Raw genomic sequence first — 15021 nt, forward strand, 5'->3', positions numbered from 1 at the left:
GCCACGGACGGCACCACGGTGCCGATCCTCAGCAGGTTCGGTGCCGCCTTCCGCATGGGCGGCTTCGACTGGGACCTCGTCACCGGCACCATGCGGATGGACGACGCCGCGCTCGACGTCTTCGACTTCGACCCCGCCGAGTACGACGGCCGCCCCGAGACGCTGGGCAGCCGCGTCCTGCCCGACGAGGGACGCCAACTCGACACCCTCGTCGCCCAGGCCCTCAAGGAGGGCAGCGAGCAGTACGGGGCGTACTTCCGCATCCGCCGCCGCGACGGCTCCCACCAGTGGACCCACACCCAGGGCCTCGTCCACCGCGACGCCTCGGGCCGCCCCGTACGGATCATCGGCGTCATCCGGGACGCCACCCACGAGCTCACCGAGTCCGCCGCCCGCCTCGGCCTCGACGAGGGACGCAGGCGGCGCGCCGGGGTCGTCGAGGGCACCACCGCCGCCCTCGCCTACGCCCGCACCGTCCAGGACGTCATCGACATCCTCAACGACTCGCACGCCCTGGAGCACTTCGGCGCCGCCAGCCTCGTCATGGGCCTCCTGGAGGCCGGCCGCATCCACCTCGTCGCCGAGGGGCCCGCGGGCGCCTTCGTCCCCGGCACCCGCTTCACCCGGGTGGACGAGCCGTACCCGATGAGCGAGGTCGTCCGCACCCTGCGGCCCCGCTTCATCGAGACCGCCCAGGACTTCGCCGCCTCCTACCCCGTCCTGTGGCCGCACATCAGCGGTCTCGGCATCACCTCCGCCGCCTACCTCCCGCTCATCGCCCAGGCCCGCCCCATCGGCGCCCTCGGCCTGCTCTACAGCGACCGCACCGGCTTCAGCGAGGACGAGCGGACCCTCCTCGTCGCCCTCGGCAGCAGCATCGCCCAGAGCCTCCAGCGCGCCATGCTGTACGAGCAGGACCACGACCTCGCCGAAGGGCTCCAGCAGGCGATGCTGCCCCGCCGGATCCCCGACGTGCCCGGCGCCCGGATAGCCGTCCGCTACCGCTCCGCCCGCCTCGGCCGGGACATCGGCGGCGACTGGTACGACGTCATCCCGCTCCCCGGCGGCCGGGTCGGCGCCGTCATCGGCGACGTCCAGGGCCACGACACCCACGCCGCCGCGGTCATGGGCCAGCTGCGGATCGTGCTGCGCGCCTACGCCGCCGAGGGCCACACCCCCGCCACCGTCATGGCCCGGGCCTCCGTCTTCCTCCACGAGCTCGACACCGACCGCTTCGCCACCTGCACCTACGCCGAGGCCGATCCCGGCACCGGGGTCGTCCAGGTCGTCCGCGCCGGCCACGTCGACCCGCTGGTCCGCGAGTCCGACGGCACCTGCCGCCGCGTCCCCGTCGAGGGCGGGCTCCCGCTCGGCCTCTCCGCCGAGTTCGGGCGGCTCGACTACCCCGTCACCACCCTCGAACTCGACCCGGGCCAGACCCTCATGCTCTACACCGACGGACTGGTCGAGAAGCCCGGCGCCGACCTCGACGAGGGCCTGGAGTGGCTTTCCTCCCTCGTCCGGCACGGCCCCTCCGACCTCCACCGGCTCGCCGACCTCCTCTGCGACGTCGTCTCCGAGCGCGGCGGCGAGGACGACGTCGCCATCCTGCTGCTGCACCGCCTCGGCGCGTACGCCCCCACCGGCGGCCGCTTCCGCCAGCACGTCGCGCAGAGCGACCCCGAGGCCCTGAGCGCGGCCCGCCACATGATCCGGGCCGCCGTCCGCGCCTGGGGCGCCGGCTCCCGTGCCGACGAGATCGAACTCGTCGCCGACGAGCTGATGACCAACGCGCTGATGCACACCGACGGCGGCGCCATCGTCACCCTGCGGATCCTGCCGGGCGCCGGACGGCGGCTGCGGGTCGAGGTCGAGGACCGCTCCAGCGCCCTGCCCCGGCGCCGCGAGGCCGGCGAGGCGGGCGTCTCCGGCCGGGGCCTCCTCCTCGTCGACCAGCTCTCCGACGACTGGGGCGTGGAGCCCCGGGGCGGCGGCAAGTGCGTCTGGTGCGAGTTCGCCGTCACGGACGAAGCAGCCACGGACGAAGCAGCCACGGACGAAGCAGCCACGGACGAAGCAGCCACGGACGGAGCGGTCACGGACGGAGCGGTCACGGACGGCACCGGCACGGACGGAGCCGCTGCGGACTGACCGGCCGGCCGGGCGGCCGACCTGGTCCCGCCGCCCGCCGCCCGCCGCCCGCCGCTGAAGTAGGCTCCCGCGCATGCTGCGCGTACTGGCCGTCGACGACGAGGAACCCGCCCTGGGGGAGCTGCTGTACCTGCTGCGCGCCGACCCCCGGGTGCGGACCGCCGAGGGCGCGGGGGACGCCACCGCCGCGCTGCGCCGGATCGGGCGGGCGCTGGAGGCGGGGCCGGACGGAGAGGAGGCGATCGACGTCGTCTTCCTCGACATCCACATGCCCGGCCTGACCGGGCTCGACGTGGCGCGGCTGCTCGCCGGCTTCGCCCGGCCGCCGTTGGTCGTCTTCGTCACCGCCCACGAGGGCTTCGCGCTCCAGGCCTTCGACCTCAAGGCCGTCGACTACGTGCTCAAGCCGGTCCGGCGCGAGCGGCTGGCCGAGGCCGTGCGCCGGGTCCACGAGCTGGTCCACGCCACCGCCGCGCCCGTCCCGGCCGCCGCGCCCGAGCAGATCCCCGTCGAACTCGGCGGCGTCACCCGCTTCGTCGCCGTCGACGACATCGCCTACGTCGAGGCCCACGGCGACTACGCCCGCCTCCACACCGACCACGGCAGCCACCTCGTCCGCATCCCGCTCTCCACCCTGGAGGAGCGCTGGGCCGACCGGGGCTTCGTCCGCATCCACCGCAGCCACCTCGTCGCCCTCGACCGCATCGAGGAGCTCCGCCTCGACGGCGGCGCCACCTCCGTCCGGGTCGGCGCCACCGACCTCGCCGTCAGCCGCCGGCACGCCCGCCCCCTCCGTGACCTGCTGATGCGCCGGGCCGGCGGCTGACCGCCACCCCTACCGGCCCCCGCCCCCTTCTGCCTACACTCCACGGGCCCACCCGCCCGTCAGAGAGCGACGCCGATGCCGGAGCACCCCCAGCGCCGCCCCCGGCGCGAGACCGTCACCTACGCCTCCGCCCTCGGCGACCGGTCCGCCCCGCCCCTCCGGCCCCGGCCGCTGCACCCGCCCGCCCGCTCCGAGATCGACGAGCAGACCACCCTCGGCCACACCTACGTCCGCTCCCTGATGCGCAGCCAGCTCCGCGCCGCCCTCACCGCGCTCGGCGCGCTCGCCCTGCTCGTCGGCACCCTCCCGCTGCTGCTCGCGCTGCCCGCCCCCGAGGCCCTGGTGTGGGCCGTGCTCGGCGTCGGCGTGTACCCGGTCGTGTGGGCGGTCGCCCACTGGTACGTCCGCCGGGCCGAGCGCAACGAGCGCGACTTCACCGGCCTCGTCGAGCGCTGAACCCCGTGGACCGCCCCGCATGAACCAGACCTACGCGGTCGCCGCCGTCACCGCCGTCGTCCTCGCCACCGTCCTCATCGGCGCCCTCGGGCTCCGGGTCTCCCGCACCACCTCCGACTTCTACGTCGCCTCCCGGACCGCCGGGCCCCGGCTCAACGCGGCCGCCATCAGCGGCGAGTACCTCTCCGCCGCCTCCTTCCTCGGCATCGCGGGACTCGTCCTCGTCCAGGGCCCGGCCATGCTCTGGTACCCGGTCGGCTACACCGCCGGCTACCTGGTGCTGCTCGTCCTCGTCGCCGCCCCGCTGCGCCGCTCCGGCGCGTACACCCTCTCCGACTTCGCCGAGGCCCGCCTGGAGTCCCGGCGGGTCCGCCGGCTCGCCAGCCTCTTCGTCGTCGGCATCGGCTGGCTCTATCTGCTGCCGCAGCTCCAGGGCGCCGGGCTCACCCTGGAGATCCTCACCGGCGCCCCCGACTGGGTCGGCGGCCTCCTCGTCGCGCTCGTCGTCACCGGCACGGTCGCCGCGGGCGGCATGCGCAGCATCACCTTCGTCCAGGCCTTCCAGTACTGGCTGAAGCTCACCGCCCTGCTCGTGCCGGCGTTCTTCCTGGTCGCCGCCTGGCACGGGGACGGGGCGCCCCGGGCCCGCTTCGACGCGCCCGCCGTGCTCCGCGAGCACACCGTGGTCCGGATCGCCGACACCGTACGCATCGGGCTCGACGCGCCGCTCACCCTCACCGTCACCGGCACGGTCGACTCCGTCCGGTACGAGGAGCGGCCGGTCACCCTCGACCCCGGCACCCACCGGGTGCAGGGCGGCACCGTCCTCGCCCTCCCGCCGGGCAGCGCCGTACCCGAACGGGCCGGCACCGGCACCGACCCCCTCAGCTGGTCCCAGCCGTTGGCCGGCGGCCGCGACGGGCACCAGCTGTACGCCACGTACGGACTGATCCTCGCCACCTTCCTCGGCACCATGGGCCTGCCGCACGTCGCCGTCCGCTTCTACACCAGCCCCCACGGGCGGGCCGCCCGCCGCACCACCCTCGTCGTCCTCGGCCTGATCGGCGTCTTCTACCTGCTGCCGGCGCTCTACGGGGCCCTCGGGCGGATCTACGCCCCCGAACTCGCCCTCACCGGCTCCGCCGACGCCGCCGTGCTCGTCCTCCCCGACCGGATCGTCGGCGGCGTCCTCGGCGACGTCCTCGGCGCCTGCGTCGCCGGAGGCGCCTTCGCCGCCTTCCTCTCCACCGCCTCGGGACTCACCATGTCCGTCGCCGGCGTCCTCGCCCAGGACGTGCTGCCCTCCCGAGCGGTCCGCCACTTCCGGCTCGCGACGCTGCTCGCCGCCGCCGTCCCGCTCGCCGTCGGCGTCGCCGCCACCAAGGTGCCGGTCGCCGACGCCGTCGGGCTCGCCTTCGCCGTCTCCGCCTCCTCCTTCTGCCCGCTGCTCGTCCTCGGCATCTGGTGGCGGCGGCTCACCCCGCCGGGCGCGGCCGCCGGACTCCTCCTCGGCGGCGGCTCCGCGCTCGCCGCCGTGATGGCGACCCGGGCCGGCCTCGCCCCGGCGGGCTGGCCGCACACCCTGATGGCCTGGCCCGCCGTCTGGTCCGTCCCCCTCGGCTTCCTCACCATGGTCCTGGTCTCGCTCGCCACCCCGCGCCGCATCCCGGCCGGCACCGCCGCGACCCTCGCCCGGCTCCACCTGCCGGAGCGTTTCACCGCACCCGCACCCGCACCCGTACCCGTGCCCACCCAGGAGGCCCGCCGGTGAGCGGCATCGCCCTGGCCGCGGCGGCCGCCGCCGGAGCCGTCCTCCTCGCCGCCGGCGTCGTCCTCGGCCGGTTCACCGCCCGGCGCGGCGGCCGCTTCGCCGACCTCGACCTCGGCACCCCCGTCGAACGGGCCACCCTCCACACTCTGCACACCGCCTCGCTCGCCGCCCCGCCGCTGCGCGCCGGGCTCACCGAGGAGACCGCCCGCAGGGCCGCCCGCCCGCTGCGCTCGCTCCTCGGCACCGAGGCGCTGTGCCTCACCGACGGCTCGGCCGTCCTCGCCTGGGACGGCCCCGGCGAGGCCCACCACCACGCGGGGGTGCCCGGCCTGGCCGCCGCGACCCTGGAGACCGGCCGCAGCCGCTCCGCGCCCACCGGCTGCGCCGACCCCGGCTGCGAGCTGCGGTGGGCGGTGACCGCCCCGCTCACCGGGGAGGAGGGCGTCCTCGGCGCGCTGGTCGCCTACGGGCCCCGGGAGTCGGCGGTCCTCGTCCGGGCGGCGACCGAGGTGGCCCGCTGGGTCTCGGTCCAGCTGGAACTGGCCGAGCTGGACCGTTCGAGGACCCGCGTGGTGGAGGCGGAGATCCGCGCCCTGCGCGCCCAGATCTCCCCGCACTTCATCTTCAACTCCCTCGCCGCCATCGCCTCGTTCGTCCGCACCGACCCCGAGCGCGCCCGCGACCTGCTCCTGGAGTTCGCCGACTTCACCCGCTACTCCTTCCGCAGGCACGGCGATTTCGCCCAGCTCGCCGACGAACTGCGGGCGGTCGAGCAGTACTTGGCGCTGGCCGGGGCCCGCTTCGGCGACCGGCTCAAGGTGACGCTCCAGATCGCCCCCGAGGTGCTGCCGGTCGCGCTGCCCTTCCTCTGCCTCCAGCCGCTGGTGGAGAACGCCGTCAAGCACGGCCTGACGGACCGGGAGCGGGGCTGCCGGGTCACCATCGCCGCCCGGGACGCCGGTGCCGAGGCGGTGGTGACCGTCGAGGACGACGGCGTCGGCATGGACCCCGAGCGGCTGCGGGCGGTGCTGCGCGGCGAGCACCCCGGCGGCTCCGGAATCGGTCTGTCCAACGTCGACGAACGGCTGCGTCAGGTGTACGGGGCAGAGCACGGACTTGTCATCGAGACCGGGGTCGACGCCGGCATGAAGGTGACCGTGCGGGTCCCCAAGTACCGTCCTGGGGTGCACCCTTCGCCGGTTCGCTGACGGTTCGACAGACGTGCCGACGGATCAGGCGAGCCACACGGCGAGATGGGCGAGCGGCAGCCCCAACCGCCAGGCGGGCAGCCAGGTCCGGGCCGTCTCGTCCACCAGGAGCACCGGCCCGCCGCCCGGCACGGCGTCCAGGTCGGCGGCGTGCACCCAGGTCTCCCGCAGGGCCCGCCAGGCGCCGCGCGCGAGGGCCAGGTCGGCCCCGCCGGGGTCCTCCGCCTCCTCGGCGGCGAGCCGTTCCTCCACCCAGCCCGGCCAGCCCGCCTCGTACGAGGTGAGGCGCAGCCACTCGTCGGCCGCGGGCTCCCCGGACAGGTGGACCGTCAGGGCCAGGGCCCGCAGGGAGGCGCGGTGCTCCAGCGAGCCGGGCTCGGCGAGCCCGGCCGCGGTCAGGTACTGGTCGGCCAGGTACTCGGCGCACAGCCAGGCCATCGGTACGGCCAGGCCCCCGCCGCTCCTGCGGCCGGCGCCGTTCGTGCTCTCGGGCGGCAACGCTCCCACCTTCTCCCGGACGTCGGGGCCCGCGGTTCGAGGGACCCGTGCAGAGCCTCCCCCGCTCGGGACGTCCGCGGGGACCGCTTTGCTCAACTCGCCGGTGTGGTTTCGGATACGTTCCCCGGCCGGATCGGTGCGGAGGGGACGGAGGGGCCGGGCGAGGCGGGTGGGACGGACGGGACGCTCTAACCGAGCAGCGCGTAGACCGCGGTGGCGTGGGCGGCCGGCTCGTCCGTGCCCTCGGCGGTCATCGTGATGTCGGCGAAGGCCATCCGCCTGCCGAGCTTGGTGAGCCGGGCACGGACCAGGACGTCGGCGCCGAGGACCGCCCGCTGGAAGCTGGTGGACTGCTGGACGGTCGTCATGGGGACGAAGCCGCCGCGGGCCGCCGAGACGGCGACGACCGTGGCCGTGTCGGCCGCCGCCATCAGGGCCTGTCCCGACAGGCCGCCGCCCTCGCGGGCCAGCCGGTCGGACCAGGGGAGCCGGAGGACGGCCTCGCGGCCGTCGACGGAGTCGACCGTAAGCCCCAGGTCGAGGACCCAGGGGGCGAAGTTGTCGGCGAGGATCTTCTCGGCGGCGGCGGGCGTCAGCACCGCGGTGTCAGGGAGCGTCACGGCGTCATTGTGCGGCCACGGCCCGGGACCGGGCAACGGAGCCCCGACGCGGCCGGTAGCCGGGCAGTGAGCGGCCCAGCTGCCGGAGGGCGTAGTGCGAACGGGACTTGACCGTGCCGGCCGGGATCCCGAGGTCGACGGCGGCCTCCTTGACGGTGAGCCCGTGGAAGTAGAGCCGTACCAGCACGGCTTGGTGCTCCGGGCTCAGTTCCCGTACCGCCGCCCGTACGTCGAGCGCCGCCTCGGCGGACTCGGTGGCGTCGGAGGGATCGGGGGTCACCGCGAGCACCCCGTCGCCGATCTCGGCCGGTCGGGCGAGCCGGGAGCGGCGGGCGTCGATGGCCAGGCGGCGGGCCACGGTGAAGAGCCAGGGCCGCATGGAGTCGTACGCGCCGCTGAACGCCTCGGGGTGGAGCCAGGCCCGGACCAGGGTCTCCTGGACCAGGTCCTCGGCGCGCTGGCGGTCCCCGTAGGTCAGCCCCAGGAGGAACGAGAACAGGGCGGGGCCGTGCTCCCGCTGGAGCTCCTGGAGCGTCCGCTCGTCGGTCGTCGCCGTGCCCGCCGTCGCCGTCGCCATGGTTGCCACCCTTCTCCGCCCGCTCCGCGGTTCGTCGTCCGCGCCGTATACGAACGCATCCGGCCGGGAGGGGACAGGGAACGGACAGGGGGCTGCGACGAACGGTCGTAACGAGCGGCGAACGGCGCGGTGAGCGGTCGGACGGCGGCCGGACGGTGATCGCGCGGCGGCCGGACGGCGGTCGTGCGGCGATCGGGTGGGGCCGTACCTCCGATGCGGTGGGGTTCGCCGCGGCCTCCGGCCGGGTCCCTTGACCCGGGGTCGACCACGAGGTCAATTCGGCAGAACACATGTTCTTCCTATGATCAGGGTGGCAGTCGTCATGACCTCAGGCACCAGACCGGCACGGGCCCGACTCGTCCGTACCGGCTCCACCGTCCTCGCCGGCTCCCTGCTCGCCGTCGTCGCCGCCTGCAGTCAGGGCGGTCCCGTCGGCGGCCCGGCCGCCACGAACGGCGCTCCGCCCGGCTCCGCCGGGCCCCGCCCCGCCGCCCCGCCCGCGAAACCGGCCGGCTTCACCCTGGTGGCCTCCGGTGACGTCCTCCCGCACGACTCGATCATCCGCCGCGCCGCCGCCGACGCGAGCGACGGCGGCTACGACTTCCGCCCCATGCTCGCCGGGGCGAAACCGGTCGTCTCCCGCGCCGACCTGGCCATCTGCCACATGGAGACCGTGTACGGGAAGGAGGGCGGGCCCTACACCGGCTACCCCGCCTTCAAGTCCCCGCCCGAGGTCGCCGCCGCCCTGAGGGCCACCGGCTACGACTCCTGCTCCACCGCCTCCAACCACACCCTCGACGACGGCGCCGCCGGCCTCGCCCGCACCCTCGACGCCCTCGACGCGGCGGGCGTGAAGCACGCGGGCTCGGCCCGCACCGCCGCCGAGGCCGCCCGCCCCACCCTGCTCAAGGCCGGCGGCGCCACCGTCGCCCAGCTCGCCTACACCTACGACACCAACGGCTACCCGCTCCCCCAAGGGCAGCCCTGGGCGGTGAACCTGCTCGACGAGGGCAAGGTGATCGCCGACGCCCGGGCGGCCCGCGCCGCCGGTGCCGACGTCGTCGTGGTCAGCGTCCACTGGGGCACCGAGTGGCAGACCGAACCCGACCAGCGACAGCTCTCGCTCGCCCGCGCCCTCACCGCCTCCGCCACCCGGGGCCGCCCCGACATCGACCTGATCATCGGCACCCACGCCCACGTCCCCCAGGCGTACGAGAAGGTCAACGGCACCTGGGTGATCTACGGGATGGGCGACCAGATCGCCGGCGACATGATCAACCACCAGGGTGCCTTCGACCCGCGCGGCAACCAGAGCAGCATCGGCCGCTTCACCTTCGCCCCGCCCAAGGAGCCCGGCGCCCGCTGGGAGGTCACCAAGGCCGAGTTCCTGCCCCAGTGGTTCGACACCGGGCGCGGCCGGATCGTCAACCTGGGCGCGGCCGACGGCTCCGACCCGAGCCACCCCGGCATCCGCGAGACGATCCGCCAGGTCGTCCTCGGCCGGGGCGCCGACAAGGACGGCCTGACCCTGGGCAAGTGACCCCGGGCCGGCGCCCGCTCACCCTTCGGGGCGTCGGCCCAACGGGTGCAATCGGGCGGCGGCCCGGTGTCGGTGAAGGGCCCGAGGCCCTCCCCGTACGAACCATTGGTCATGAAAAACGATCAGCTGCCCACCGGGCGGAGGTCGGTGCTGCGCCTGGCCGCCGCCCTCGGGGTCACCGTCACGGCCGGTGCCCTCGCCGTCGACCGGCTCGGCCTCGGTGAAGGCACCGGCGATGGCGCCGCCGCGGGCACCGGAACCGCCGCCGCCCCCAAGGGCCCGCCCGCCGCCGGGCCGCCGGCCTCCTCGCCGCGGCTCCGCCCCTCCGCGTACCGGCTCCAGCCCATGACCGCGTACGCCCCCGCCGTCCGGCCCCGCGCCCTGCCGCCGGTCCGGCAGCGGCCCTTCCTCTCGCTCAGCGGCGTCGGCCGCTCCATGGTGCTCACCTTCGACGACGGCCCCGACCCCCGCTACACCCCCGGCATCCTGGCCGCCCTGCGCCGCTACGACTGCCGGGCGGTCTTCTTCGTCTGCGGAGAGATGGCGGTGGAGAACCAGGACCTGTTGCGGGAGATGGCCGACGACGGACACGTCATCGGCAACCACTCCTGGTCCCATCCGCTGGTCCCGAAGCTCCGCCCCTCCCGCATCCGGGACGAACTGGGCTCCACCAGCGAGGTCGTGGAGCAGGCCGTGGGCGCCGCGCCGCTCTGGTACCGGGCCCCGTACGGTGCCTGGAACCGGCACTCCTTCGAGATCGGCGCCGAGCTGGGCATGGAACCGCTCGCCTGGACGGTCGACACCCTGGACTGGACGGAACCCGGCAGCGACACCATCGTCCGGCGGGTCATCGACGGGGCCGGGCCCGGCGTGATCGTCCTCTCGCACGACGCCGGCGGCAACCGCTCCCAGAGCGTGGCCGCGCTCCGCCGCTATCTGCCCGCCCTCCTGGACGAGGGCTACCAGATCACCGTGCCCCGGCGCTGACCGCGCCACCGCACGCGGACGGGCCCCGGGAAGTGTCCCCGGGGCCCGTCCGCGTGCGCTTCCCGCTCAGCGGGAGCCGACCATCCGGGCGTAGACGACCACGTTGCCGTCGTACCCCTTCGCCCGGCTGTAGCCGCCGCCGCAGGTGATCACCCGGAGCTCCGGCTGTCCGGTGTCCCCGTACACCTGCGGGCCGGGGAAGTCCTGCTTGGAGTACACCTCGACGCCGTAGATCTCGAAGACCGCCACCCGCCCGTCGTACCGCTCGACCTCGATGTGCTGGCCCTTCTCCAGGGCGCCGAGGCCGTAGAAGACGGCCGGGCCGCTCTTGTTGTCGACGTGCCCGACCATCACCGCGGTGCCGCGCTGGCCGGGCGCGATGCCGTTCTGGTACCAGCCGGCCATGTTGGCGTCCTGCGGGGGAGGGGCCGCCACCCAGCCCTCCGCGTCGAGGCCCACGTCCATCACCGGGGCCGCGACGTCGATCGCCGGGATGCGGATCCGGGAGGCGGGCGCGAAGGGAAGCGGCCGGAGACCCGTGGACGCCTCCGCGGGCGGCGGGACGACCGGCCGAGCCACCGGACGGGCCGCGGCGGCCGGCTGCGGAGGCCCTCCCGCGGCGTCCACGCCGTTGCGCATCATCGCGAGTCCGGACAGCATGGCGAGGGCCAGGACGCCCCAGGGGTGTCGTCTCCTGCGCTCAGGGACGCGGAAGTCCTTCGGGGGCATGGTTCTCCCTTCGTGGCGACGTGTGAACGGTAAGGGCGACCGCGCGTTCCCGCGCTCCGGGAGGGCCGAAGGGGTGGCCCGCCGCCTCCGTACGGGTGCCGACGCGCCGGAGCGGCCCCCGGCCCGGAGCCGTACCGGAACCGATGTGCCGTCAGAAACCGTGCGGGCGGCGGCCCTCGGACGCCGCTGGTCGCCTCGGGTGACAGGACGCTGACCCATCCGAGTACTCGTCGGACAATCATTCCGCGCGGCCCTGACCTGCGGTTGTGTCTGGCGACACAACTCGATCGGCGGCATGGGCGCTCACCGGACCGGCCCAGTGCCGAGGTGCGACGGGGTGCCCGAGTTGTGATGGTTCGTCATGGAAGGCGTACTCGTCGAATCTCCCGGAGCACCGCTTTGGGGCGTCTTCCACTGGAGGTTCAACCATGCGTGCTGCACGCACTCTGGCGGTGACCGCCACCGCGTTCGCGGCGGTCGGCCTGGCCGCGCCCCTCGCCGCCGCCACCAACGGTCCCAGCAACGTCCAAGTCAACCCCTTCGACGTCCACGCGGGGTCGACGATCACGATCACTGCCAAGGGCTGTGGCCACGGCGGCACCGTCACGTCCAACGCGTTCCCCGAGACCAACCTCTCGGTCAACTCCAACGGCCTGTCCAGCGCGATCGCCCGCGTCTACAACAACGCCACGCCCGGCAACTACAACCTGGCCGTCAAGTGCAGCGACAACTCCAAGGTCGTCACGCACCCCTTCCGCGTGCTCGCGGGCCGGGGCGCCCAGGGCGGTCTCGGCGGTTCGCTGGCGCCCAGCTCCACCGAGATGGCCGTGGGCGGCAGCCTGGTCGCCGCGGCCGCGCTCGGCGGCGGTGTCTTCGTGCTCCGCCGCCGCCGTATGACCGGCGCAGGCGTCTGACCGGCCGAACCTCCCGGTCGGCCGACTGTGCCCACCGCCCCCGTGTCCCGGAAGGGAGCCGGGGGCGGCGGGCTGTCCGGCACACGGGGGCGGTACGCCGGGGCTCGCGTCGGGGTCACGGCTCAGTGCCGGCGGCGGGCCGAACGGCGCCGGACCGCGTACACCGATCCGCCCGCGGCGGCGAGCACCAGGGCCGTACCGGCCACCAGCTCGGCCGTCCCCGGCCCGTCCTGCGAACCGCCCAGACCGCCCCGTACGCCGCGCGGGGGCAGCAGCACCGTCGAGCCGGTCGTCGGCGCCGGGGTCAGCGTCGCGAGACCGCTGATCGTCAGGTCCACGGTGCCCTGCCCCCCGCCCGAACAGTTGAACGCCACCGTGTACACGGCGCCGCGCTTGGCGTCCGCGTCCACGGTGGCGGTGACCGCCGAACCGGGGGCGATCTGGACGGTGTCGAAGATGCCCGCCGTCGCCGTCGCCGTACTGGAGCAGCCGGGGGCGCTGAGCGTCACCCGGCCGCCGGGGGAGACGAGCGACGGGGAGACGACGAAATCGCCCGGGGCCTTCGCGTCCCGCACCCGCGGGTTCGGCGCGGGCGCGCCGTCGGCCGCGTGGGCGACGGCGACGGGGGCGGCCAGGGCGAGGGCGGCCGCCCCCCACAGGGCGGTGGACGCGGCACGTATCGCGCGCATGGTGATTCCTCCGGGTCCCGAGGGCCGGCCGCGGCGGGGTGGCCGCGTGGAGCCGGCGTAGACCTCGTTGCCCGAAACGCTAGGAGCGCTCTACCACAGCCGCGATCCCAGACGCGCGAACGGGTCATCCATGTCCCCCGGGCGGCCCAGTCCCGCCCCGTCGGTCAGGCCGTGGCCCGTGGGAACGTCACTCCATGACCTGCGGGAACAGGGCGGTGAACGGCTCGGCGGTGTCCGCCAGGCCGCGCCCGAACGGCGCGTCGAAGTCCCAGATGAGGAAGAGCAGGAAGGCGATCAGCGCGCTGTAGAGGCCCGCGAGGAGCAACTCGCGCCCGGTGCGCCGGATCTGGAGCGTGAAGATCAGCCCCACCGACACCAGGGCGCCGATGATCAGACCGAACCAGACGACCCCCGGCATGGTCTCCCCGGCGCTCTGGCCGCGGGCGCCCCGGGCGTCGTCGGCGATCATCACCTGGTCGACCAGCGGCTGGTACGCCTGCCCCTCGAAGTCGTTCGCGGGCACGTAGTCGGTGACGCTGCGCCGCAGCTTCCGCAGGAGGGCGTCGCCCTCCTCGGTGGTCCCGCCCACCTCGTCCCTGTCCGCGAACTCCTGGTTCACGACGTAGTCGACGTACGCGCCGACGTCGGCGCGGATCTGATCGCGGACCGTCACCGGGTAGACCTCGACCCGCTCGGAGATCTCGTGCATCGCCTGGGCCTCCTGGCGCACCACCTCCTCGGCGGCGCCGCGGGCCTCCCAGACACCGGCGATGGCCAGGCCGAGGACGATCGCGTAGATCACGCCGATCATCATCGTCATGTACTCGATGACGTCGGGGGTCTCGCTGGGGTCGTCGTCCGCGGGGATCCGGCGGTGGTTGATGACGACGATGGTCAGGACGACGGCGCAGGCGGCGGCCATCGCCAGGGTCAGGACAAGCCATTCGGACATGGATTCCTCGGTTTTTCTCGGGGAGTTGAGGGTGGATGGGGGCTGTACGCGGGCTCGGGGCCGCGTCAGCGGGAGCGCGGGCGCAGGATCGCGGTGGCGAGCACGGCCGGCACGGCGATCAGGAGCAGCCTGGTGACGGGTGACGAGGTGCTCTTCGGCTGCGGCCGGGAGGTCCGCTTGTAGTGCGGGAGCGCGACCGGCGGTGCCGGCGCGGGGCGCGGCTCCGCCTTGCGGGTGGGCGGCGGGGGCGCGGGGGCGGGCGGCTCTCCGGGTGCCGGGGTGATGGGCGCGGGGGAGGGCGGTGCCGGGGTCGGCCGCGGTGCCGGGGTGGTGGCGGGCGCGGGCGGCGGCGGTACGGACGCGGACGGCGGCACCGGTACGGGCTCGGGTGGCCGTACCGGCGCCGGGGGCGTCGGGAGGGGGAGGGGCGGCGGCTCCGGGGCGGGTCGCTTGGTCGGCTCCGGTGGCTCCGGTGGCACTGGTGGCTTCTGAGGCTTGGACGGCTTGGACGGCTTGGGCGGGTGAGGTGGGTGAGGAGGGTGGGGTGGGTGAGGCGGATGGGTGGGCTTCGACGAGGGCGAGCACGCACCCGGTCCGGCGACCGCCACCGAGGTGTGCGAGCCGTCCGCTCCGCCCGTGGCATAGGCGCAGGAGTCGGCGGCCGCCGGCGGGGGCGCGGTGAGCAGCCACACCAGGGCGGTGGCCGCCAGCGACCGCGTGAGAGGTGATCCGTACAGAGACACGCCGACGAGCTTGAACACACGGACGCCGAACCGGGGCGCGAATGCGGTCCGATTCCCCGGATGGTGGGGATCTTGGGATGCACAGGTTTGACGTTTCGGCACCGACGGGCTGCTCCGCCACGGGAGTCGGGCCTCCCGGAAAGGTGTGAAACGGCTAACAGGGGTCGTGGCGGGGCTCGTTCGGGGGAACTGTCCGGTTGTCGCTCTGCCGCGGTTCCGGGCCCGTGGCGCACGCCGCACCGGCGGACGGGCCCCGAGGCGCCGACCAGCGAGGTACGGGCGGGTGCGGCGACGCACAAGTGCCGTGCGGCGCGGGGCCGTAGAAGCGGCGCACAGCCATATGCACGTGAATATGCACGG

General features: G+C 74.8%; 15 protein-coding genes. 8 read left to right on the top strand and 7 right to left on the bottom strand.

Going from position 1 to position 15021, the window contains the following annotated elements; translation table 11 throughout:
* Positions 1-54: 54 nt before the first annotated feature.
* The 5 genes from QK442_RS05470 to QK442_RS05490 all read left to right on the top strand — a co-directional run bounded on the left by QK442_RS05470 (position 55) and on the right by QK442_RS05490 (position 6412).
* On the top strand, positions 55-2151 hold the full coding sequence (locus QK442_RS05470; RefSeq protein ID WP_282692799.1) for a SpoIIE family protein phosphatase: 2097 nt from the start codon (positions 55-57) through the stop codon (positions 2149-2151).
* A 73-nt stretch (positions 2152-2224) separates the two neighbouring features.
* A complete protein-coding gene (locus tag QK442_RS05475; protein ID WP_282692657.1) occupies positions 2225-2977 on the top strand; it encodes a LytTR family DNA-binding domain-containing protein in 753 nt (250 codons plus the stop codon).
* 75 nt (positions 2978-3052) lie between these two features.
* Positions 3053-3433 (top strand): hypothetical protein, encoded by a 381-nt coding sequence (locus QK442_RS05480; RefSeq protein WP_282692658.1) that lies wholly within the window; start codon positions 3053-3055, stop codon positions 3431-3433.
* 19 nt (positions 3434-3452) lie between these two features.
* Positions 3453-5204 carry a cation acetate symporter gene (locus tag QK442_RS05485; protein ID WP_282692659.1) on the top strand — a complete coding sequence of 584 codons (1752 nt, stop codon included), beginning with the start codon at positions 3453-3455 and terminating at the stop codon, positions 5202-5204.
* A complete protein-coding gene (locus QK442_RS05490; protein WP_282692660.1) occupies positions 5201-6412 on the top strand; it encodes a histidine kinase in 1212 nt (403 codons plus the stop codon). The genes QK442_RS05485 and QK442_RS05490 overlap by 4 nt, the downstream gene beginning before the upstream one ends.
* Before the next feature lie 24 nt (positions 6413-6436).
* Here the strand turns inward: QK442_RS05490 and QK442_RS05495 are convergent, their stop codons facing one another.
* From QK442_RS05495 to QK442_RS05505, 3 genes are all read right to left on the bottom strand, one after another.
* Positions 6437-6850: a hypothetical protein gene (locus QK442_RS05495; RefSeq protein WP_282692800.1), complete on the bottom strand. Its 414-nt coding sequence runs from the start codon at positions 6848-6850 to the stop codon at positions 6437-6439.
* Positions 6851-7098: 248 nt separating this feature from the next.
* Entirely contained in the window at positions 7099-7530 is a 432-nt protein-coding gene (locus QK442_RS05500) for a PaaI family thioesterase (protein ID WP_282692661.1), read from the bottom strand.
* Between the two features lie 4 nt (positions 7531-7534).
* Complete coding sequence (locus QK442_RS05505) at positions 7535-8107, bottom strand: sigma-70 family RNA polymerase sigma factor (protein ID WP_282692662.1); 573 nt, start codon at positions 8105-8107, stop codon at positions 7535-7537.
* A 322-nt stretch (positions 8108-8429) separates the two neighbouring features.
* On the opposite strand from QK442_RS05505, the gene QK442_RS05510 reads away from it, so the two are divergent.
* Both QK442_RS05510 and QK442_RS05515 read left to right on the top strand, forming a co-directional pair.
* Positions 8430-9647 carry a CapA family protein gene (locus QK442_RS05510; protein ID WP_282692663.1) on the top strand — a complete coding sequence of 406 codons (1218 nt, stop codon included), beginning with the start codon at positions 8430-8432 and terminating at the stop codon, positions 9645-9647.
* 111 nt (positions 9648-9758) lie between these two features.
* Complete coding sequence (locus QK442_RS05515) at positions 9759-10634, top strand: polysaccharide deacetylase family protein (RefSeq protein ID WP_282692664.1); 876 nt, start codon at positions 9759-9761, stop codon at positions 10632-10634.
* Between the two features lie 66 nt (positions 10635-10700).
* On the opposite strand, the gene QK442_RS05520 is transcribed toward QK442_RS05515, so the two are convergent.
* On the bottom strand, positions 10701-11363 hold the full coding sequence (locus QK442_RS05520) for a class F sortase (protein WP_282692665.1): 663 nt from the start codon (positions 11361-11363) through the stop codon (positions 10701-10703).
* A 428-nt stretch (positions 11364-11791) separates the two neighbouring features.
* Here QK442_RS05520 and QK442_RS05525 point away from each other — a divergent pair, with 428 nt between their 5' ends.
* Positions 11792-12277, top strand: coding sequence for a hypothetical protein (locus QK442_RS05525; protein ID WP_282692666.1), 486 nt, complete (start codon positions 11792-11794; stop codon positions 12275-12277).
* Positions 12278-12399: 122 nt separating this feature from the next.
* On the opposite strand, the gene QK442_RS05530 is transcribed toward QK442_RS05525, so the two are convergent.
* The 3 genes from QK442_RS05530 to QK442_RS05540 form a co-directional block, all read right to left on the bottom strand.
* Positions 12400-12966, bottom strand: coding sequence for a hypothetical protein (locus tag QK442_RS05530; protein ID WP_282692667.1), 567 nt, complete (start codon positions 12964-12966; stop codon positions 12400-12402).
* Positions 12967-13153: 187 nt separating this feature from the next.
* Positions 13154-13918, bottom strand: coding sequence for a DUF4239 domain-containing protein (locus tag QK442_RS05535; RefSeq protein ID WP_282692668.1), 765 nt, complete (start codon positions 13916-13918; stop codon positions 13154-13156).
* Between the two features lie 65 nt (positions 13919-13983).
* Positions 13984-14292 (bottom strand): hypothetical protein, encoded by a 309-nt coding sequence (locus QK442_RS05540; protein WP_282692669.1) that lies wholly within the window; start codon positions 14290-14292, stop codon positions 13984-13986.
* Between the last annotated feature and the right edge of the window lie 729 nt (positions 14293-15021).

The organism is Streptomyces sp. CC208A (assembly GCF_030010625.1).
GTDB lineage: Bacteria > Actinomycetota > Actinomycetes > Streptomycetales > Streptomycetaceae > Streptomyces.